Genomic DNA, 20341 nt, shown 5'->3' on the forward strand with positions numbered 1-20341 from the left:
ACGGTGAAGTTCCACTTGTCGATGTGGTTGATGTAGTCGGCCGGGGTCAGGACCTCGGACTCGTCGATGTAGTCAACACCGAGGGACTGCAGGACCTGGGCTTCAACGAAGTGGCCAATGCGGGCCTTCGCAATGACCGGGATGGACACCGCGGCGATGATCGCATCGATCATGTCCGGGTCCGACATGCGGGACACGCCGCCCTGGGCGCGGATATCGGCAGGCACTCGCTCGAGCGCCATGACAGCCACGGCACCGGCATCCTCGGCGATGCGGGCCTGCTCGACGTTAACGACGTCCATGATGACGCCGCCCTTGAGCATCTCCGCCATGCCCCGCTTGACGCGGCTGCTGCCCGTGACGCTGTTCGCGGACGAACCGGCTTCGTTGCTTACATCTGGTGTAGACACAAAAACCCCTATGGGTAGATAAACGACCTTCTTGCCGGAGGCGCGCGCAGCCACACGACCGCAATCAGCGCACACCGGGTTTCAGGTCAGGGTGACCAAGTACTAGTAATAGTAGTCGCACGTTCCGTGGTGGCAGTACATTCATTACCTGCCCGGAGGGCAACAAACGGGGCTGTGGTAGGACAGGTGCACAACAGCCAAGGGACGGGTTTGGCCGTTTGCCAGTTCCCTGTCCGCTGGCCTGCGGTTAGCCCTGGCCGGCGGGGGTCCCGCCGGTCTCGGCCATCGCCTGGCGGTGCACGGTGGACATCCTCTGGATGATGGTCACCACGCTTGCCAGTGCCAGCAGGATCAAGGTGCCGAACAGCACCACTGGAGGGAGCCCAAGCCCGGTCAGGCCGGTGATGAGCAGAACGGACGCCAACCGTTCGGCCCGCTCTGCGATCCCCACGCTGGCCTGGTAGCCCAAGGACTCGGCTTTGGCCCTGGCATAGGAGACCACCATGCCAAGAACGAGGCAGACGACGGCGGCTGTTCCGATCGCCGGATCCTCACCCCGGGTGAAGAACCAGATGGTGATACCGGCGAAGATTGCACCGTCGGCCAAGCGGTCGAGGGTGGAATCCAGGAAGTTGCCCCAACCGCCGCTTCGGCCTTGAAGCCGCGCCATGATTCCATCAACGACGTCGGAGAAAGCGAAGAAGGCCACCACTACGGAGCCCCACCACAGGTGCCCGAGGGGATACAGCACCAAGCCACCCAGGATGACCCCGGCGGTGCCGGCCATGGTCACCGCATCCGGGGACACGCCGATCTTGAGGAGCCAGCGCGCAAGTGGTGTGAAAAGTGAAGTGAAGAAGCCGCGCGCATGCCTATTGAGCATTCGACTCCCCCGGCCAGGCTTCGGCCACGAGCTTGCGGACTTCGTCCAGCGTCTGCGTGATGGCCTTGGTCTGGGCGATGATGGGGAAGAAGTTTCCGTCCCCACCCCAGCGCGGAACCACGTGCTGGTGGAGATGCGCTGCGATTCCCGCGCCACCGGTGACGCCTTGGTTCATCCCAAGGTTGAAACCGCTGGGGTTTGACACTTTCCGCAGTACCCGCATGGCGGTTTGGGTGAGGTCGGCGAACTCTGCCGTCTCCTCCACCGTGATGTCCGTGTAGTCAGGGACATGGCGGTAGGGGCATATCAGCAAGTGCCCCGGGTTGTACGGGAAAAGGTTCAGGACCACATAGCAGGTCCTTCCCCGGTGCACGATCAGCGATTCCTCGTCCGATCGTGTGGGTCCTACACAGAACGGGCAGTCGTCCTTGTTCTTGAACTGATCCTGCCCGCCCTTGATGTAGGCCATGCGGTGCGGAGTCCACAGGCGCTGAAACGCGTCCGGCACGCCCGCAAGTCCGAAGTCATCGGTTACCTCGGCGTCGCCCGGAATCCCGGTTGTCGCGTCTGTGTTCTCCTGCACCGTCTCTTTGTCCGTTCCGTCAGCTCTCGCGGTTCTTGACGGCGTCCACAATCCTGCGGACCGCCTCCGCCACGGGCACGCCGTTGTCCTGGCTGCCGTCGCGGAAGCGGAACGAAACAGCGCCGGCTTCTGCATCCTCGCCACCGGCGATCAGGACGAAGGGAATCTTGTCCTTGCTGGCCGTGCGGATCTTCTTGGGGAAGCGGTCAGAGGAGATATCCACTTCGGCGCGTATGCCTGCTGCCTTAAGCTGCCCAACGACGTCGAACATGTAGTCGTTGAAGGTCTCGGCCACCGGGATACCCACGACCTGGACGGGGGCCAGCCATGCCGGGAACGCACCTGCGTAGTGCTCCGTGAGGACGCCCATGAAGCGTTCCACGGATCCGAAGAGTGCCCGGTGGATCATGACCGGGCGTTGCCGGGTCCCGTCCGCAGCCTGGTACTCAAGCTCAAAGCGCTCCGGCAAATTGAAGTCCAGCTGGATGGTGGACATCTGCCAGGTCCTGCCCAGGGCGTCCTTGGCCTGCACCGAGATCTTCGGACCGTAGAAGGCAGCTCCACCCGGATCCGGCACAAGTTCCAGGCCGGAAGCGGCGGCAACCTCGGACAACGTGCGGGTGGCTTCCTCCCATGCGGCATCGTCACCAACGAATTTTTCTTCGTTCTTGGTGGAGAGCTCCAGATAGAAGTCGTCCAGGCCGTAATCCTTGAGGAGGCCCAGGACAAAGTTCAACGTGGTGGTGAGCTCGTCCTTCATCTGCTCGCGGGTGCAGTAGATGTGGGCGTCGTCTTGTGTCATGCCCCGGACACGTGTCAGCCCGTGCACGACGCCGGACTTTTCGTAGCGGTAGACCGAACCGAACTCGAACAGGCGCAGCGGAAGTTCGCGGTAGGAGCGGCCGCGGGAGCGGAAGATCAGGTTGTGCATGGGGCAGTTCATTGGCTTCAGGTAGTAGTCCTGGGCCGGCTTGCGTACGGTACCGTCTTCGTTGAATTCGGCGTCCACCTGCATCGCGGGGAACATACCGTCCTTGTACCAATCAAGGTGTCCGGAAACCTCGTACAGGTGCCCCTTGGTGATGTGCGGGGTGTAGACGAACTCGTAGCCGGCATCCACATGGCGCTGGCGGGAATAGTCCTCCATGGCCTTGCGGATGATGCCGCCCTTGGGGTGGAAGACCGGAAGGCCCGAGCCAAGCTCGTCAGGGAAGGAGAACAGGTCAAGCTCCACGCCAAGCTTGCGGTGGTCGCGGCGCTCAGCTTCGGCAATCCGCTCCTGGTAGGCCTTGAGTGCTTCCTTGGTTGGCCAGGCGGTTCCGTAGATGCGCTGGAGCTGCTGGTTGTTCTGGTTGCCCAGCCAGTAGGCAGCGGAGGAACGCGTCAATGCGAAGGCGTTGGAGATGATCTTGGTGTTCTGCAGGTGGGGACCGCGGCAAAGGTCGCACCAGATGCTTTCGCCACTCTTGCGATCCACATTGTCGTAGATAGTGATGTCGCCGGCGCCGACCTCGACATTGACACCTTCCGCGGCGTCGGTTGAGTCGTTCTTCTTGCCCAACAGCTCCAGCTTGTAGGGCTCGTTGGACATTGCTTCGCGGGCTTCTTCTTCAGTAACCACACGGCGGACGAACTTCTGGTTCTGGTTGATGATCTTCTGCATCATCTTTTCCAGGGTGCGCAGGTCCTCAGGGGTGAACGGCTCAGCGACGTCGAAGTCGAAGTAGAAGCCGTCAGTGATGTAAGGGCCGATGCCAAGCTTGGCGTCGGGGCGCAACTGCTGCACAGCCTGCGCCATGACGTGGGCTGTGGAGTGGCGGAGGACGTTGAGTCCATCAGGGGAATCGATGGTGACGCCTTCGACGTCCGCGCCCTCGGTGAGGACCTGGTCAAGGTCCTTCAACACTCCGTTGACACGGGCTACAACGACGTCGCGGCGCTCGAAGAAGAGTTCCGCGCCGGTAGTCCCTTCCGTCACCTTGGTCTCTTCGCCATCGACGATGAGGGTGATCTGTTGGGCATCTGACACGGGTGTCTCCTATTCATGGTTAAGGCTTCATAGCTTGTGGCGTACGGGGACCACAGCCAGCCACCGCCAATCGTATCTGCTTCAGCGGGGGCGGCCAAAGCAGCGCGCCGACGCCCAAGCAGCAGCGCAAGCAGCCGCCCGTTCAGCTGCCCAGGCCAGTGATGGCGAGGTTCCTGGAGATGCCATGCAATGCTCCCCTGTGGGTGTATTCATCCGGCAGGGCACCTCCGGATGGAACGGGTTCGGCATAGGGCAACGTTTCGGGCCGGCTCAAATCCCAGGCTTTGGTGGCGCTGATGCTGATGCCTTTGGGACCTGTCCGCCTGGTGGTTCCGCGGATCAGCAGCAAACGGGTACCAAACAGCAGGGGTCCGGATTCTTCCTGCGCTTCATGGAAAAAGACGGAATCCACGCAACCAGTACCGTCATCGATGCTGATGAAGACCACACGCCTGCCACCACGCATGGGCGGGGTCTGGGTGGCGACCCTCACTCCCGCCACCAGCACTTCGGTCCCGTTGCGAAGACCAAGGAGCTTATCTGCAGTGGTGACTCCCAGCTTGTCCAGCAATGGACGGTGACTGTCCATGAGGTGTTCGCTGACATCGACGGCCATCAGGTCAAGCTCTGCCCTGACGTTGTCCACCATGGAAGGCTCGGGAAGTTCCGGAGCCAGGTTCCGGAGCTCAACATCACCAAAGGCAAATGACAATTGCCCTTCAATGACGTCGGCAGCCTTTTTGGACGGGCTGCTTTGGAGGGCCTGGAGGTGTTGCACAAGGTCAGCCCTGTTGGCTTTACCCCCGGAGTCATGATGAAGGGCATCAAAAGCCCCAAGCTGGGCAAGCCTCTTGATGTTGGGCTTGCTTACCCTGGCGCGCGCCCGGAGGTCGGCCAGGGAATCAAAGGGCTGGCCTGCCACGATTCTTTTGAGCTCAGCTCCCGACAGGCCGTAGATTCCCGTAAGGCTCAACCGGATCCCGAGTTTGCCGTGATGGGGACCGTCCTGGATTTTTTCCACCCGGTATTCGGCCTGGCTGTGGTTGATGTCCAAGGGCAGGATGGGGATGCCCAACCTGCGTGCTTCTGCCACCAGGAGGCGCTTTGGGTACATTCCAGGATCGTGTTCCCATAGTCCGGCCAGAAAGGCTTCCGGATGGTGGGCTTTCAGCCAAGCAGATTGATAGGTGGGCACAGCAAAGGCTGCTCCATGGGCTTTGCAGAAACCAAAGCTGCCGAAGGCCTTCAAGGTTCCCCACACTGCATCCACCACCTCGGGTGAATACTTCTTGATGGCTTCGCGCCGGAAGTAGCTCTCAACTCCCGGCTCAAGGACTTCGTCGCCCAAGGCCCGGCGGAACTCGTCAGCCCTGTCCAACCCGCACCCGGTCATGACATGGAAGGTCTTGAGGATCTGTTCATGGAAGACCGTCACTCCATGCGTTTCCTGCAATGCCGGCTTGAGGTCCGGGTGGGGATATTTTTCCGGAGCGAACCCGTGCCGGTGTTCCAGGAAGGGCCGCACCATGTCCGATTTCATGGGCCCGGGCCTGAAGAGCGAGATATCAATGATGAGGTCATTGAATTCCCGGGGCGCCATCTTTCCAATGAGCTCCCGCTGACCAGGGGACTCGATCTGGAAGCAACCCAGTGTGTGGGTGCTCCGGATCAGCTCGAAAGTGGGTTCGTCGTCGAAAGGAACTGCGTTGAGGTCGATCCTGCCGTCCTCGGCGATAAAGTCCGGACCTGTCCCTCCCGGTTCCACAGGATGCCGCCCCGCGGCCACAACCTCAGCTTTGGAAGGATGAAGGCGAATGACTTCCCGGACAGCAAACGCCATGGCACTTTGCATGCGTACGCCCAGGACATCGAGCTTAAGCATTCCCATGGGATCCATGTCGTGCTTGTCGAACTGGCTCATGGGCAGTCCCAATCCACTGGGCTGGACCGGAGTGCGGTCAAGGAGGGTCGCATCACCCAAAATCACTCCGCATGGATGCATGGAGATGTGCCGGGGCAGCCGGTCCAACCTTTCGGTAAGGTCCACCAGGAGATCGAGTTGTTGGTTTTCCTCCAGGCCCCTTTGTTCCACCCGGCCGGCAAAGGAGCGCAGTTCCGGCTTTTCAACCAATGCCTCACGGAACTTGCGGGCTGAGAACCTCCACAATTGCTTGGCAATTTCGCCGACTTCACCATCGTCCATACCCAAGGCGAGGCCCGCGTCCCGAACAGCCCCCCTCGCCCTGTATCCGTTCTGCATGCTCATGAGGGTGACGCGTTCAGAGCCGAAGCGGTCAAAAATCTTTCGATAGACGTTGTGCCTTTCGGCGCTTTCGACGTCTATATCAATGTCCGGAAGGGTGGATCGGCGACCAGACAGGAATCGTTCAAAAATGAGGTCGTGGCGGATTGGATCCACCTGGCTGATATCGATCAGGTAGTTGACCAGGCTGGAGGCGCCGGACCCCCTGGCCGCTACCCTGACGCCCATGTCGAGGATCATCCTGGATACCTCTGCAACGGTGAGGAAGTAGGAAGCGAAACCCAGCCGCGCGATGATGCCCAATTCATGTTCCAACCGCGAGCGCACCTGCCTTTCGGCTTCTCCTGTGATGCCGGGGAACCTCCTGGTGATTCCGGCGTGGCAACGCTGGGTGAGTTCCACCATGGGGTCGGTGTCGATGCCGATGATGGAGGCTTCCGGAACCACGGGTTTCTTCCAACCCATGTCCAGGATGGGGTTGATGCGGCATTTGTCGGCGAGCGCTTCGGTGTTGGCCAGCAGTTTTTGGAGGTCCGCTTTTCCCTGTCCGGCTGCTGTCATGATTTCTTTGCCGAGTTGGAGCATGTGGCCTGCGGTTTTCAGCCATCCTTGTCCTGTTGGTTGGAGCATGGGGGCTGCTGAGAGTTCGGGCAGGGATTTGAGGGTGCGTGCGGAGTCCAGGACATCTGCTGTGGCGGCGCCGTCTTGGGCGCAATAGCGTACGGCGTTGGTGAGGACTGCAGGGATGTTGTATTCGAGGGCCAGTTTGAGCATCCGTACGGCGTGGGCGGTGCTGAGTGGTTCTCCGGGGGCGCTGAGGTGGGTGACGACTTCAGCTACGACGGTTCCGGGAGGCATGGCGTCAATCCACTGTTTGAAGAGTGTTCTGGGCCTGAGGTATTTTCGGCCTCCCATGGCCTGTCCAACATCTGAGTCGGGTCCGATCAGGACTGTCAGCACGGGTTTGAGGGTTTGGGGGTCCAGTGTCCTTGATGCCAGTTCGCTGCGGGTGATGGCCGTGGGGATTGTTCCTCCGGCTTTGCCTGAGGTTCGGGCGTGGGCGTCGGAGATGAGCCTGCAGAGTGCGCGGTAGCCGGCGCCGTTGTTGTTGCCGTGGGCGAGGACGACGACGCGGCCCGCGACTTGGGTGCGGTGGTCGCCGTCGTCGTCGAAGACTGCCAGGTCCACCCCGACGATGGGATCGATGCCGGCGTCCATGCATGCTTTGAGGTGTTTGATGGTGCCGTACAAGCCGTCACGGTCTGTACATGCCAGTGCGGTGGCTCCGTCTGCTGCGGCTGCTTGGGCGAGTTCCTCGGGCCAGGAGACGCCATAGTGTGCGCTGAAGGCCGTGGAGACGTGCAGGTGGGTAAAGCTCAAGGGTTCACGCTGCTTCGTCGGGCTCTACTGCACGTGCGGGCGCAGCAGCGTGGATGCGAAGGAGCCGCCATCGCCCGCTGTTGACGTGGCGTACAAGGTCAAGGGTGATGGGTTCTGCAGCTGTGGCGTCTGCGTGGAGGGGGTGGAGTTGGACGCGCCATATTTCGTGGTCCACCAAGCCTGCTCCGGTTCCCAAGGGGGCGCGGCTTTCTTCAAGCCACCATTGGCGTCGTTCGTACCAGCGCTCCGGGGGGTTGCACACTGAGTAGTGCGCTCCTTTCCATTGGACGGTGCTTGGCTGGCCCGTTTCCGTGCAGTCGACTTCCACGGACTCGCTGAACAGCCCCATATCCTCACCCCGTTTGCACTGGTTTCCTTCATTCGAAAGTATGTTCGAATAAATCCAGTTTACGCCGGGCCTGATGCAAAACCTACTTCGAAGTTTCGGCCTTCTTCCTGGACCGTGCCACCTGCTTGCCCACTTGCTTCAGGAGGGCATCACGCCATGGTTGCATTCCCTGGGCGAGGGCGATGTTTCCCATGAGCGAGGATGCGAGGCGAAGTTGCTGCGTCCTTGGGACCCGCTTCCTGCCATAGGCGGCGAGCGCCGCGTCCAAGGGCTTTTCATTGAGGAGCCCGGCCAGGGTCACGGCGTCGATAAGTGCTTCGCAGGCGCCCCTGCCAAGGTTGGGGGTCATGGCGTGTGCGGCATCCCCGAGCAACACCACTTTGCCCCGTGAATAGCGCCTCATGGGCGGCGTGGTCCAGATGCGTTGGGCCAGTGAGTTTTCCGGCGACGCCAGGGACAAAACCCTAAGCACTGCCGGCGAGTAGTGGGCATACCGGCGGCGGGTCAGTTCAAGGGCAGCAGCGACGTCCACTTTGTCCAGGCTGTCATCTGAGCGGAAGGAGGCATACCAGTTGGTTCCGTTTCCGGCCGGCGCCAGGCCAAAGATTTCCCCCCGCCCCCAATACTCGCCGATGTCACCGGTGGCGGGAGGTTCCGGTATGACTCCGCGGACGGCGAGGAACGGCGTCGGCCTGGCCCCACTTCGCTTACCCCAATAGTCACGCCTTACAACACTGTTGACCCCGTCCGCACCCACGGTCAGTGCCGCATCTTTCGGGAGGTCCTCCACGCGTCCGTTCACCCTGCGTACGGTTTTCGGCACGGCGGAATCAAGCAGTGTCAGCAGTTCAGGGCGGGAAATTCCCATGAGCCCCTCCCCCTCCATGGAAAGCAGGGGTTCTCCGGCCGGGCTGCGGAGTGCTCCTGTTTTGATGATGGCTCCCCGGCTTCGCGCGGCTCCCAGGATCCCCAGCTCGGCCAGCGCTTGCTGTGCTTCGGTCCACATGGCCAGGGTTGTTCCGACCGTGGGCAGTTCAGGTCGCTGCTCGTAAACCGTGACTGCGAACCTGCCGGGGTCAAGCCTTCCCGCGAGCGCCAGTCCGGCAATTCCGCCGCCAATGATGTCCACTTTTTCCATGGCCACACTGTACTACTACATTTGTAGTAGAGATAGGTCTTGAAGCTAGACTTTCGCCATGCCGGACCGACGAACAGAACTTGCCGACGCCGCCCTTGCGGTCGTCGCGGCCAAAGGCCTCAAAGGCCTCACGCACCGGGCCGTCGACGCCCATGCCGGCGTGGCCGTTGGAACCACCTCGAACTATTTCCGCAACCGCGCAGCGCTGGTCAGTGCCGCCGTCGACCGCGTCGAGGAACGTGACAACCTCCTGCTTCAGCACCGCGGGCGGGAGAGGCCGACGTCGGTAGCGGACCTCGCCGAACAACTCACCAGCGCCCTCATGGGACTCGCGCTGGAAAATGCAGACCTCACCCGGGCCAGGTTCGCCTTTGCCCTGGACCAGCCCGGCGTGGTTGCAGCCGGCCACGAACGAATGATCTCCGGACTGGCCTACATCCTGGAGCACCTCAACGTGCCCGATGCCAGGGCCCGCGCCGAGTCGGTAGCCGACTACGGTGATGGCCTCGCCATGCATCTGCTGACCGCACGCCAAGGCCAGGACGTTGACAGGCTGTCCATCGTGGGGAACATCCGGCGCCTGCTGGAAGGATGAAAGTCAAGGGGTGGACGGCAGCGGGTCCACAGAGCAGGATTGTGCCATGAGTACCAATGACGCACTCCTGAAGCAGGTCAACATCACGGCATCGGACGAGAACCTGGTGGCACGGTTCGAAATCGATGGGAACATACCAGGCTCCGGCGCTTACGTCGTGGGCCTGGTTGCTGCCAGTGAGGACTATTCCTCCCAACGCAGGCTGGGCATTGAGTTCATGAACGGAGAGGCGATCTCGTTCTACTCCTTCAACCACTCCCTGAGCGCCGAGGAAAACTACGACATCAAAGGCGTGGAGCATTCCGGGAATGTCATCACCGGAAACTTCCCCATGTCAGCCATCCACGGGCTCAGCAAAGGCCACGTCATGACGGGCTTCAGCGAAGCAGACGGACGCGAATTCCAGTCCGGCGTCCCGGTGACCGAGGCTCTCTGAGGTTAGAAGAGGCCTTCCACCGGCTCAATGAGCTCCGGGGAGTTGTTGCGGACGTTTCCCACGGCACTGCCCACAGGATCCAACGTCCAACCGGCGGCGGCATCGTGCGCCTTTGAGCGGACCATCTCCACCAATCCCGCAGCGTCCTTCTCCCGGGGATCCAACCAGGCCTCCATGGTGTCCTTGTCCATCGGCAACGGCACGCGGTCGTGCAGGGCCGTGAGCTCATCAAACACTGAAGCACTCTGCCTGGTCCGGGCAGATTCAGCAGTAGGAGTATCCGCCGTCAGGATGGACATGGACAACAACCAACGCCCGGGATCGTCAGCCGGCGCCGACTGGTCCCGCCACCACTCATACAACCCGGCAAACACCAGGCCCTGGCCATCACCCGGGTGCACATAGTAGGGCTGCTTGTTCTTGCCCTCGCCCTTCTTCCACTCGTAATACCCATCAGCCGGAACAGCGCATCGGCGGGCTACGGCTGCCTTTTTGAAGGAGGGCTTCTCCAGGAGGGTCTCGCTGCGGGCGTTGATCAACCGGGCACCGGCCTTGGGATCCTTGGCCCACGATGGCACCAGCCCCCACTTGGCAACATGGAGCTGGCGCTTCAGGTGCTCGTCCACCAGCCGCTCCAGGACGATCGGAACAGCATCTGTGGGTGCTACATTCCAGGACTTTTCGAGGGCAACTTCGTTTTCAAGTTCGGCATCGAAATCGGCGAGCAGGTCCCCCACCGCACGGGCCATTACATAACGTCCACACATGCCAACAGTCTGCCTTCTCCTGGCAGAACGCACCAGCGCAAGATCCGACGTAACCCGGCTTCGCGGGCAACGGGGAATTATTTGGGCGCGGGTTACGGTTGATAACAACGAACCATTCCGCGCAAACGACCAAATACTGAGGAGAGCTCTGTGGACTTCACTCCCGACTCCGGCACCATCACCATGTTCTCGACCACCTGGTGCGGGTACTGCAACCGCCTGAAGAAGCAACTGGACGCCAAGGGAATCGGCTACACCGAGATCAACATCGAAGAAGTGGACGGCACGGCCGAACTCGTCGAGCAGCTCAACGGAGGCAACCGCACCGTCCCCACCGTTCTCTTCCCGGACGGCACCGCGGCAACCAACCCCTCAGCCTCAGAGGTTGAGAAGCGCCTGGTCACCGTATAACGCAAGCTCCCGGCTTAACCGCGCCAAGGCCCGCAACGGAACAATCCACACACTGTCTGCCACCTGTGATAGACAGATTGGGAATCCGCAGCGGGCCTTGCTGCCTTTAACAGGGCCCGCTCTCCGCGAGCCCCGAAGGGAACATCTCCATGGTCCACGCAGTCAAAGGTGTCGTCGTCCGCTCCAAAGGCGCACCCGCAACCCTCGAAACAATCCTGGTTCCCGAACCCGGCCCCGGCGAAGCACTGGTGGACATCCTCACCAGCGGTGTTTGCCACACCGACCTCCACTACAAGCTTGGCGGCATCAGCGACGACTTTCCCTTCCTGCTCGGACACGAAGCCACCGGAGTCGTCAGCGCAGTAGGGCCCGACGTCACCGACGTCGCCCCCGGAGACCGCGTGGTCCTGAACTGGCGTGCCGTCTGCGGCAACTGCCGGGCCTGCAACCGCGGCCAGGCGCAGTACTGCTTCAACACCCACAATGCCACCCAGAAGATGACCCTCGAAGACGGCACGGAGCTCTCACCAGCCTTGGGCATCGGCGCTTTCATCGAAAAGACCCTCGTCGCCGCCGGGCAGTGCACCAAAGTAGACCCCGACGCCGATGCCGCCGCAGTCGGGCTGCTCGGCTGCGGCGTCATGGCAGGTTTGGGCGCAGCGCTCAACACCGGCGGGGTCAAACGGGGCGACTCGGTTGCCGTAATTGGCTGCGGCGGCGTCGGTGTAGCAGCCATCGCCGGTGCCGCGCTTGCCGGCGCCACCACCATCATCGCCGTGGACATCGACGCCAAAAAGCTCGAGCGCGCCAAGGACCTCGGTGCAACGCACACCGTGGACTCCTCCAAGGGCGACCCCATCGAGGAAATCCGGGCCCTCACCGGCGGTTTCGGCGCTGACGTGGTGATCGACGCCGTCGGACGTCCTGAAACCTACAAGCAGGCGTTCTACGCCCGGGACCTGGCCGGCACGGTTGTCCTGGTAGGTGTCCCCACACCCGAGATGACCCTGGAGCTGCCGCTGCTGGACGTCTTCGGCCGTGGCGGATCGCTGAAATCTTCCTGGTACGGCGACTGCCTGCCCTCCAGGGACTTCCCCATGCTGGTTGACCTCTACAAGCAGGGCAAGCTGGATTTGGACGCGTTCGTGACCGAGCGCATCACCATCGACCAAGTCGAAGAAGCATTCGACAAGATGCACCACGGTGCCGTCCTGCGATCGGTGGTTGAACTGTGAGCGCGCTGACCATCGATCACGTCGTTACCTCAGGGACGTTCTCCCTCGACGGCGGCACCTGGGACGTTGAGAACAACGTCTGGATCATCGGGGACGACTCCGAATGCATCGTCATCGACCCTGCCCACAACCCCGAAGCAATTCACCAGGCCGTGGGCGGCCGCAGCGTCAAAGGCATCTTGCTGACACATGGCCATGACGACCACATCCGTTCAGCCGGTGAATTCGCGGAGCTGGCCAAAGCTCCCATTCATTTGCACCAGGACGACTGGATGCTCTGGAATGCCGTGTTCCCCGAAACTGATCCCGATGCAGCAATCGTGGACGGCGACGAGTTCACAATCGCCGGTGCAACAGTGAAGGCAATCCACACCCCCGGGCACTCCCCGGGATCTGTTTCCTTCCACGTTCCCAGCGAAGGGACGCTTTTCAGCGGAGATACGCTCTTCCAGGGCGGCCCCGGCGCAACGGGACGCTCGTACAGCGACTTCCCCACCATCATTGAGTCCATCAGGACCAAGTTGCTCACCCTGCCCGAAGAGACAGTGGTCTGCACCGGTCACGGCGACTCCACCACCATCGGAGGGGAAAAGCCGCACCTGGACGAATGGATCGCCCGCGGTCACTGACCCGGACGTTACTGAATCCCGTGGCCTGGCGGGAAGGGGACTCGCGTCCCTAACCCGCCAGGGTCCGGAAGTCGCCGTCGAGGATTTCCGCGTACCCACGATAGGCCTCAACCACCGCGTCCTCCACGGTCTGGACATCCAAATGCGGCAGGAGGTCGTTGGCTGCACCGGCGGTTGCCGGATCCCATTCAAGCCCCAATGCGGCATAGCTGGCAGAGAGCACCTCACGGATGGGCTTGGAGTTCTCCACCACAATCACCGAGCTGAAAAGCCAACCACCGGACACCACGCGTTGGGCCGTGCCGATGAGCTTGATGCGGTGCGCAGGAAAATCCGGGTCCTCGCCGTGGACGCTGAACTCGCCCGGGCAATACTCCCCCGGTATTTCGCCGACGGCGGCATGGACACCAACGCTGCGAAGCGCGCCGGCCAATAATTCACCAAACTCCGAAAATCTGGCCTTGGCCCTCACGATCGCATCCGGATGAGGCTCGATGTGGTCAATCACCAGCGTTCCTTGGTGGTAGGCGGCAGCGCGACCACCGGCCTTCCGAACCAATGGCTCGAATCCAAGCTCCCGGCAGGCTTCGGCGGCAGCCGGGAATCCAGGAAGGTTCGCATCCCGTTGCCCGAACGCAACGGTGGGCTGCGGACGGTACAGGCGAAGCGAAGGACCCAACTGGCCGCTGCGGGCACGCTGCAACAGCGCCAGGGCAAAGTCGAGGTCTTCTGCCGCTCCCATCGATTCGCCTTGCCGATAGACCGTGAGCCGGCGGGCCCCTGCAGGAGAGTCCGCCATCAGCTCTTCCTCAATGTCAGGATCTGTTCGGCCCTGCCAAACGGCCCGCTGGCATCGTGAAGGACCGTAGAGGTCAGCCCGATGCCGTCAGCACCGAAGGAGACTTTGTTGTCCAGCCCCAGCCATTCACCGGACGGAGCCCGGTACATGTGGATCTGAAGATCGACGTTGGGAAAAATGTAGCTGTTTTCGCCCGGGGGAACCCGGGCCGCGATGCCGTTGGCGGTATCCACCAAACCCATCAGCCGCGCCAGGTCCGTGGTGTCGTCCTGGTCGGTCAGAGGGTGCGAAGTTCGGATCCAAACCTTGCCTGATCCGGGTCGGTGGCCCTCGGCCAAACGCATTTCCAAGGAACGGATGTAGCCGCCGGGCCACACACTCGCACCCTCCCACGGCTTGCATTCATCGGGCGCCGGCATGGGCTGGTCCTCAATTGCCGCTACGGCACTGGTATCGCTGGTGACCATCCGCCACGCCGAGGCACGGATGGCAACACGGCCGCCGGCGGAGAGTTCGGCCTGGATGAGCTCGATGGTCCTTCCCGGCCTCAGGGTTGAGGTGGTGACCTGGAACTCGCCGCCGGGAATCAGCCCGAGGATTTCGTAACTGATCCGCGCCATGCGGACATCGTCCCTGGGCTCATGGCGGACCAGGGCATCGGCAATGATGCCCGAGGCCGGGGCCATGTGTTGCTCGTGGGGATTCCACGCACCCTGGGCATGGATCGTGGACCTGTAGCGCCCCTGGCCCAACGATTGGTAGTAGAAATCGCCGTCCGCCAGTTCCGGTAATGCAGTAGTCAACCCGAGCCTTTCGCCGATCCAGCAGTAGAACTCAGACCACTGTATCCGCTGATTTGGCCCTTTCCCGACGTCGACGGACCAGCACGACCCAGACAACAATTGCAGCCACCGCAGCCACTCCCAGCCCGGCGCCAACGGGAGACGCCGCCGCAACCGCAAGCCAGGCTTCCAAGGCGGCAAGCCCAATGGTTGCATAGAGCAACGCCCACATCACAGAACCGGCAATTGCTGCGGGAAGGTACCTTCGCAAGGGCATGCGCGCTGCCCCCGCAGCGAGGTTGATGGCAGTCTGCAGCCCAATGGTCAGGAAGGAAAGCACGACGGCGTATGGTCCCCACCGCTGGATGAGGGCTTGGGCACGGGCTGCTTTGGGGCGCTCCAAGGAACTGCCGAAGCGGGTATGCGCGAGCCCGGCAACAGCTCCCCGCCCGATCCAATACGTGACATTGACCCGGATCATGACAATCGCAAAGAGCGCCGCGAGGGCGACGCCGAAAGGCAAACTCATGATCTGATCCACTCGAATTAGGCTACCCTAAGCAACGACCCAGTGAAGACCCGGCTTCGGCCCCTGACGCTCAACCGGCGGCACCAGCGCATCCCCCGGATCAGCGTTGCCCCTGGGATGGGCCATTGCTGACCCTAGGATGAGTGCATGGACCTCCGTGACGCCGCCCAGGAGCTTTACGCCGTGCCGCCCCGCGATTTCACGGCCGGGAGAACAGCACTGGTCCGCAAAGCCAAGGATACCGGCGCCAAGGACCTGGCCAAGGAAATCGGCAGCCTGCCCAAACCGGCTGCAGGCGCCTGGGCCATCAACATGCTGGCCATTCACAAGCCCGAGGTGATTGACGGCGTCATACGCTTTGGCGTTTCGCTGCGAACCGCCCAAGAGGAGGGCGACGCCGAAGCATTCCGCGAACTCGGGCAGCAACGCCAAGGCCACCTGACAACAGCAGTCCATGCGGCGAAGGACCTGGCTTCGGAGCTGGGCGCTCCACTCAGCGCTGCTGCAGCAGCAGATGTAGAGCAGACGTTCAGGGCGGCAATGGCCGATCCCGGAGCCGGCGCCGCGGTCCGGACAGGCAGACTGATCCGCGGTCTTAGCGGCAGCGGCTTCGAGGCAGTGGATCTGACGGGGGCGATCGCAGCAGCAGGCCCCGACGACGAGGCTGGACAGCTCTCCGCCGAAGGAACAACTGCGAAGGGCCCGGCCGGGAAGAAAACAGCAGCACGTTCCAAGAGCTCTCCGCCCTCCAAAGACGTGCTGCCCAAGGAGAAGGAACCCAACCGCAAATCCGCCAAGGACGAAGCGACATCCCTGGCCGATCGGCGTGCCGCCAAGCAGCAAGCTGCACTGGAGGATGCCCGCAAAGAGTTCGAGGCTGCCGACAAAGCAGCCAAGGAGGCAGAATCGTCAGCGTCCGAAGCGTGGGACACCGTCAACGAACTGGCCGAGCGTCGTACGGGCATCAAGTCAGGGATCGAAGAGGCCAAGAAGCGTCTGGCCGCCCTTGAGGCCGAACTCATTGGCATCACCCGTGATGCCGAAACCGCGGAATTGAACAAGAAACGTGCCGTCAGGACCGCCACGCAGCAACGACGCGCCGCCGACCAAGCGCGGCGGCGCGTCGAACGGCTGAGCTAGTCCTTTTTCTTGGCAGGAGGCTTGACCGGCGACTTCTGCAAGTGATGCGTGGCCGGGCCCTCAAGGTACTTACCCTCCGGCGTGAACCGGGAACCGTGGAGCGGGCAGTCCCAGGACTTTTCGGCGTCGTTCCAGCTCACAATGCCGCCCAGGTGGGAACAGCTCGCCGAAACCATGCACACCTTGCCATCCACCGTGGAAACAGCAGCCGGCTCACCCTTGTAGAGGCCCACCACGCCCGTTCCTTCCGCGGGGAGGGTTTGATCGGTGATTTCAGGATTTGCCTTGATCCTTGCCCTGTCCTCCACCATCCGTTTGGTGGTGGAGGCGTTGAGGCGGACAGCCTGGAGCGCGCCCTGGGGTGAAGTAACGCGATGATGGATGACGGTTGCCCAGTCGGACTGGCCGCCCAGGATGTCCGAAGTTATGGAAAGTGCGGCCGCCACACCGTTGCTCATCCCCCATTTGTTGTAACCCGTACCGAAGAAGATCCGGCCGCGGCCGCGGGGAAGCTTGCCAAAGAAGGGCATCAGGTTGGTGGCCTGGTAATCCTGGGCTGACCACGTGTGGGTGACCTCTGCTCCCGGGTAATGCTGCGTTGCCCACCCGAGCAAGTCATCCAGGTGGGACTGCGGAGACGTGGCCCGGCCCGCCGTATGCCCGTATCCGCCCACCAGGAGCAGCTCGCCCTCAGGTGTTGGTTGCGTGCGCTGGGAGCGGGTGGGTGAATCGATGGACAAGTACATTCCCTTCGGAATGTCGCCGGGCACCTTCAACGCCGCCGCGTAAGACCGGTTGGGCTCCAGTTTGGCAAAGTACAGGCCGCGGTCCAGGATGGGGATGCCCGTAGCAATCACCACAGTGTCCGCCGTGAAAGTTCCTTTGCGGGTGGAGACCTCCATGGGTTGCTCCGAGCCGACGTTCTGCACCTGCATGTCCTCGACGATCATGCCGCCGTGGTCCCGGATGTCCCGGGCGAGGGTCTCCAGCACTTCCATGGGGTGAATCTGGGCCTGGCCATCAAGTTCCAAGGCCTCCACCACGGGAAACGGCAGGCCAGCATCACGGCTGAAGTGCACGTCCAAACCTGCGTCCCGCGAAACCGCAGCTTCCTTCCGGAGCCGTTGGCCGCCGTCGTCCGTGGTTGCGAAAGTAACCGCCGTCCGGCGCTGGAACGGGATGCCCTGCTGCTCCATGTACTGCGTCAGCCAGGCCTGACCGGACTTGTTGGCTTCCACGTAAGCCTGCACTACCTTCAGGGAGTACTGGCTGCGCAAGGCCGACAGCGCTCCACCTTGGAGGAGACTCAGCTTGCCGGTGGTGTTGCCAGTGGTCACCGCACCAAGTGTTCGGGCTTCGAACACGGCCACGCGTTGCCCGGACCTGGACAACAGCAGGGCGGCCACCATGCCCGTAAGCCCGGCGCCCACCACGATGGTGTCAAAATGCTTTTCCTCGGGGATTGAGTCGGACATGAAGCGGGATTCCCGGTCCAACCACAGCGATTTCATCGATTAGCCTGCCTCTCAATTCACTGGCATGTGGTGAGTGAAACGCTAGGCGGGTCGCTGGTGCATATCAAGGGGTAGGGGTGGTCCCCGTCGCCAGGGCCGCGGCGTGCCGCAGCTCCGGATCCGGGTCTGCCGCCCACCGTTCCAGTACGCGTTCGGCGCGTTCCTTCGCCTGGCCCTCCAGGCGTGCCATCAATGGTTTGACGACGTCAACGGCCAGAGGATCCACCAGTTCGCGGGTCCCGGCCTGCCTGATAAAACCTTCAATGCGGGTGAGATCGGTGTTGACCAGGATGCCTGATTTGGTCTGCAGCAGAACTACTGCTGCAAGCCGCCGTTCAAACACAGGTTCGGCCCAGAGTTCGGAACTCAAGGCAGTGATGTCGTCATGCTCTAAGTTCTTGTAACGCTTGAGCGCATCCCTCACGGTTCCCCGTATGGCGCCCACGGATGCGCCATACACCTTGAGGCGGCCGCCCAGACGTTCACTGATCTCATCAGCTTTCTCCCACGTGGACTCCATTTGCAGGGTGTAGTCCATGAATTCACCGGCTTCGCTCACACGTCTATTTTGTCAGTGCCTCCGTTTAGCGTGGTCACACCAGCAACCGACAGGAGCACCGTGCCGTCCCAAGAGCTCGCCACCGAAGCATCATTTCCGGGTGTCCCGGCTGCTTCGTCAATGCCCGACTGGTATCCCACTTTGCTTCACACTGTGGCCCAAGAGGTCCGCGTTGGCAGGACCCGGGCGATGGCTGCGGCCAACAGTGAGTTGTTGAATTCCTACTGGAGCATTGGCCGGCAGCTCGCCGAACGCGAATCCGAGCAAGGCTGGGGCGCCAAGGTGGTCACCCGTTTGTCTGCCGACATCCGTACCCGGTTCCCGGAAGCCAAAGGCTTCTCCCCCAGGAACCTGAGGTACATGAAGAGCTTCGCGCAGGCCTGGCCGGACTTCCCACTGTTGCAAGCGCCGCTTGCAACATTGCCCTGGTACCACCAGATCGCACTGCTGGAAAAGCTCGACGACGCCGCCACGCGCCTTTGGTACGCCGCGGCAGCTGCCCAACACGGATGGTCCCGCAACGTGCTGACGCACCAGATTTCAACCCGCTTGCATGAGCGTTCGGGGCAAGCCATCACCAACTTTGCCTCCACCATGGTCCCTGCAGATTCCGACTTGGCCCAGCAGGCAACCAAGGATCCCTACGTCTTCGACTTTCTGTCCATGAGTGATCGGCACACCGAAAGGGACCTGGAGCTGCAGTTGGTGAAACACGTGGAGAAATTCCTGTTGGAGCTGGGACAGGGCTTCGCCTTCGTGGGCGAGCAGGTCCGGTTGGAGATTGCCGGTGACGAGTTCTTCGCTGACCTGCTCTTCTACCACCTGAAATTGCGGTGCTACATGGTGATCGAGCTGAAGGCCGTGAAGTTCGAGCCCGGATTCCTGGGCCAGCTAGGGATGTACATGGCCGCCGTAGATGACCTCATGGCGCATCCAGACGACAAACCGACCATCGGCCTCCTCTTGTGCAAGGAGAAGAACAGCGTGGTGGCCGAGTACGCACTCCGTGGGTTCAACGCTCCCGTGGGCATTGCGGAGTGGAAAACCTCCCTCGCTGACTCCTTGCCGGACGAACTGGTGGCCAGCCTGCCGAGCATCGAAACGTTGGAGGCCGAGTTGGCCAGCGAGGCTGCGCGGTTGCAGGGGTGAGTTCTTCGGCAGGTCCGCTTAAACGTTGTCCTTGAACCACGCCAGGGTGTCATTCCAGGCTGCCGTCGCTTGCGCCTCCACGTAGCGCTCACTGGTGTCGTTGTGGAATGCGTGGTCCGCTCCGGGGTACACCTTGAGCTGGTGCTTCACGCTGGTCTTTCCAGCGCTTCCTGGAATTGCGGCATGGCCCCGGTGATTCGTGCGTCGTTCTCCGCGTAGACGCCGAATACCGCCGGCTTGATGGTGGGGACGTCCGCCGGATCTGGTGCGGGACCGTAGAAGGCGGATGTTGCTTTGAGTCCTTGGATCTCGGTGCTTGCCTGCCAGGTGATGCCGCCCCCGAAGCAGAACCCGATCATGGCGACGCGGCCCTCTTCGACAAAGTCCTGACCATTGAGGTACTCGAAGGCGCCCTTGAAATCGTCCACATGCCGCCGGGCGCCTCGTCCGGTGTACAGCCCACCAGGGTCATGGCCGCCGCAGACGCGGTCATACTCCCCTATTATGAACGCGACCCGTCTGGTGAACGTCTTGTGGGACATCTCACCGGTGCGAAAGTCATCGTAGAACTCTTCAATCAAGTACTTTTCAAACTTCTCCAGCTGCACCATGGCAAACCTCCCGGCTGTGACGAAGATCTTCCTCTGATATGGAGATGCGGACAAGGGCGGGACAGCTGGCTCGACAACTGGAGGCGAGGTCCCGTAGTCCTGCTTTTAGGGTGCGTCTCGTTGCTGGAGGGTGCTTGAGGTAGTTCAATG

21 protein-coding genes and 1 pseudogene are annotated in these 20341 nt (G+C 61.9%); 7 read left to right on the forward strand and 15 right to left on the reverse strand.

Annotated elements, in window-relative coordinates; all coding sequences use genetic code 11:
* From BLQ01_RS19715 to BLQ01_RS19745, 7 genes and pseudogenes are all read right to left on the reverse strand, one after another.
* Window positions 1-332, reverse strand: a pseudogene (locus tag BLQ01_RS19715) (pyridoxal 5'-phosphate synthase lyase subunit PdxS); the annotation flags it as partial.
* A gap of 325 nt (window positions 333-657) precedes the next feature.
* Window positions 658-1293: a phosphatidylinositol phosphate synthase gene (gene pgsA / locus BLQ01_RS19720; RefSeq protein ID WP_026542450.1), complete on the reverse strand. Its 636-nt coding sequence runs from the start codon at window positions 1291-1293 to the stop codon at window positions 658-660.
* On the reverse strand, window positions 1283-1876 hold the full coding sequence (locus BLQ01_RS19725) for an HIT family protein (RefSeq protein ID WP_026542449.1): 594 nt from the start codon (window positions 1874-1876) through the stop codon (window positions 1283-1285). The genes pgsA and BLQ01_RS19725 overlap by 11 nt, the downstream gene beginning before the upstream one ends.
* Window positions 1877-1895: 19 nt before the next feature.
* On the reverse strand, window positions 1896-3905 hold the full coding sequence (thrS, locus tag BLQ01_RS19730) for a threonine--tRNA ligase (RefSeq protein ID WP_026542448.1): 2010 nt from the start codon (window positions 3903-3905) through the stop codon (window positions 1896-1898).
* Between the two features lie 142 nt (window positions 3906-4047).
* Window positions 4048-7548, reverse strand: a complete 3501-nt coding sequence (locus tag BLQ01_RS19735; protein WP_091553852.1) for a DNA polymerase III subunit alpha — start codon at window positions 7546-7548, stop codon at window positions 4048-4050.
* A gap of 4 nt (window positions 7549-7552) precedes the next feature.
* Window positions 7553-7897 (reverse strand): DUF6504 family protein, encoded by a 345-nt coding sequence (locus BLQ01_RS19740; RefSeq protein WP_091553855.1) that lies wholly within the window; start codon window positions 7895-7897, stop codon window positions 7553-7555.
* Between the two features lie 82 nt (window positions 7898-7979).
* On the reverse strand, window positions 7980-9041 hold the full coding sequence (locus BLQ01_RS19745) for an FAD-dependent monooxygenase (protein ID WP_091553858.1): 1062 nt from the start codon (window positions 9039-9041) through the stop codon (window positions 7980-7982).
* 52 nt (window positions 9042-9093) lie between these two features.
* Between BLQ01_RS19745 and BLQ01_RS19750 the strand changes: the two genes are divergently transcribed.
* Window positions 9094-9630 carry a TetR/AcrR family transcriptional regulator gene (locus BLQ01_RS19750; protein ID WP_026548176.1) on the forward strand — a complete coding sequence of 179 codons (537 nt, stop codon included), beginning with the start codon at window positions 9094-9096 and terminating at the stop codon, window positions 9628-9630.
* 46 nt (window positions 9631-9676) lie between these two features.
* A complete protein-coding gene (locus BLQ01_RS19755; RefSeq protein WP_026548177.1) occupies window positions 9677-10066 on the forward strand; it encodes a hypothetical protein in 390 nt (129 codons plus the stop codon).
* A 2-nt stretch (window positions 10067-10068) separates the two neighbouring features.
* On the opposite strand, the gene BLQ01_RS19760 is transcribed toward BLQ01_RS19755, so the two are convergent.
* Window positions 10069-10833, reverse strand: coding sequence for an SOS response-associated peptidase (locus tag BLQ01_RS19760; RefSeq protein ID WP_175493503.1), 765 nt, complete (start codon window positions 10831-10833; stop codon window positions 10069-10071).
* 150 nt (window positions 10834-10983) lie between these two features.
* On the opposite strand from BLQ01_RS19760, the gene BLQ01_RS19765 reads away from it, so the two are divergent.
* The 3 genes from BLQ01_RS19765 (at window position 10984) to BLQ01_RS19775 (ending at window position 13108) form a co-directional block, all read left to right on the forward strand.
* Window positions 10984-11244, forward strand: coding sequence for a mycoredoxin (locus BLQ01_RS19765; RefSeq protein ID WP_026542441.1), 261 nt, complete (start codon window positions 10984-10986; stop codon window positions 11242-11244).
* 149 nt (window positions 11245-11393) lie between these two features.
* The gene (locus BLQ01_RS19770; RefSeq protein WP_026542440.1) at window positions 11394-12479 is read left to right on the forward strand and encodes an S-(hydroxymethyl)mycothiol dehydrogenase; all 1086 of its coding nucleotides are present in this window, start codon (window positions 11394-11396) and stop codon (window positions 12477-12479) included.
* Window positions 12476-13108 carry an MBL fold metallo-hydrolase gene (locus BLQ01_RS19775; RefSeq protein WP_091553865.1) on the forward strand — a complete coding sequence of 211 codons (633 nt, stop codon included), beginning with the start codon at window positions 12476-12478 and terminating at the stop codon, window positions 13106-13108. The genes BLQ01_RS19770 and BLQ01_RS19775 overlap by 4 nt, the downstream gene beginning before the upstream one ends.
* 49 nt (window positions 13109-13157) lie before the next feature.
* On the opposite strand, the gene BLQ01_RS19780 is transcribed toward BLQ01_RS19775, so the two are convergent.
* Genes BLQ01_RS19780 through BLQ01_RS19790 form a run of 3 tightly spaced genes read right to left on the reverse strand, consistent with a single transcriptional unit; the run spans window position 13158 to window position 15230 of the window.
* Window positions 13158-13907: a lipoate--protein ligase family protein gene (locus BLQ01_RS19780; RefSeq protein ID WP_026548180.1), complete on the reverse strand. Its 750-nt coding sequence runs from the start codon at window positions 13905-13907 to the stop codon at window positions 13158-13160.
* Complete coding sequence (locus tag BLQ01_RS19785; RefSeq protein ID WP_091553868.1) at window positions 13907-14710, reverse strand: thioesterase family protein; 804 nt, start codon at window positions 14708-14710, stop codon at window positions 13907-13909. Before BLQ01_RS19785 ends, BLQ01_RS19780 begins: the two co-directional genes overlap by 1 nt.
* Window positions 14711-14741: 31 nt before the next feature.
* A complete protein-coding gene (locus BLQ01_RS19790; RefSeq protein WP_091553871.1) occupies window positions 14742-15230 on the reverse strand; it encodes a DedA family protein in 489 nt (162 codons plus the stop codon).
* 135 nt (window positions 15231-15365) lie between these two features.
* On the opposite strand from BLQ01_RS19790, the gene BLQ01_RS19795 reads away from it, so the two are divergent.
* Window positions 15366-16358, forward strand: coding sequence for a hypothetical protein (locus BLQ01_RS19795; protein WP_091553873.1), 993 nt, complete (start codon window positions 15366-15368; stop codon window positions 16356-16358).
* Here BLQ01_RS19795 and BLQ01_RS19800 read toward each other — a convergent pair.
* Together BLQ01_RS19800 and BLQ01_RS19805 are read right to left on the reverse strand one after the other, a co-directional pair.
* Window positions 16355-17869, reverse strand: a complete 1515-nt coding sequence (locus BLQ01_RS19800; protein WP_091553876.1) for an FAD-dependent oxidoreductase — start codon at window positions 17867-17869, stop codon at window positions 16355-16357. The genes BLQ01_RS19795 and BLQ01_RS19800 overlap by 4 nt on opposite strands.
* 67 nt (window positions 17870-17936) lie before the next feature.
* Window positions 17937-18431, reverse strand: a complete 495-nt coding sequence (locus BLQ01_RS19805; protein ID WP_091553878.1) for a DNA alkylation repair protein — start codon at window positions 18429-18431, stop codon at window positions 17937-17939.
* Window positions 18432-18491: 60 nt separating this feature from the next.
* Between BLQ01_RS19805 and BLQ01_RS19810 the strand changes: the two genes are divergently transcribed.
* Window positions 18492-19580, forward strand: a complete 1089-nt coding sequence (locus tag BLQ01_RS19810) for a PDDEXK nuclease domain-containing protein (RefSeq protein ID WP_035761166.1) — start codon at window positions 18492-18494, stop codon at window positions 19578-19580.
* Between the two features lie 18 nt (window positions 19581-19598).
* On the opposite strand, the gene BLQ01_RS22740 is transcribed toward BLQ01_RS19810, so the two are convergent.
* Entirely contained in the window at window positions 19599-19730 is a 132-nt protein-coding gene (locus BLQ01_RS22740; protein WP_254779544.1) for a dienelactone hydrolase family protein, read from the reverse strand.
* Window positions 19727-20191 carry a dienelactone hydrolase family protein gene (locus tag BLQ01_RS19815; RefSeq protein WP_254779545.1) on the reverse strand — a complete coding sequence of 155 codons (465 nt, stop codon included), beginning with the start codon at window positions 20189-20191 and terminating at the stop codon, window positions 19727-19729. The genes BLQ01_RS22740 and BLQ01_RS19815 overlap by 4 nt, the downstream gene beginning before the upstream one ends.
* Between the last annotated feature and the right edge of the window lie 150 nt (window positions 20192-20341).

This window comes from Arthrobacter sp. UNCCL28, assembly GCF_900102805.1.
Classification (GTDB): Bacteria; Actinomycetota; Actinomycetes; order Actinomycetales; family Micrococcaceae; genus Arthrobacter; species Arthrobacter nicotinovorans_A.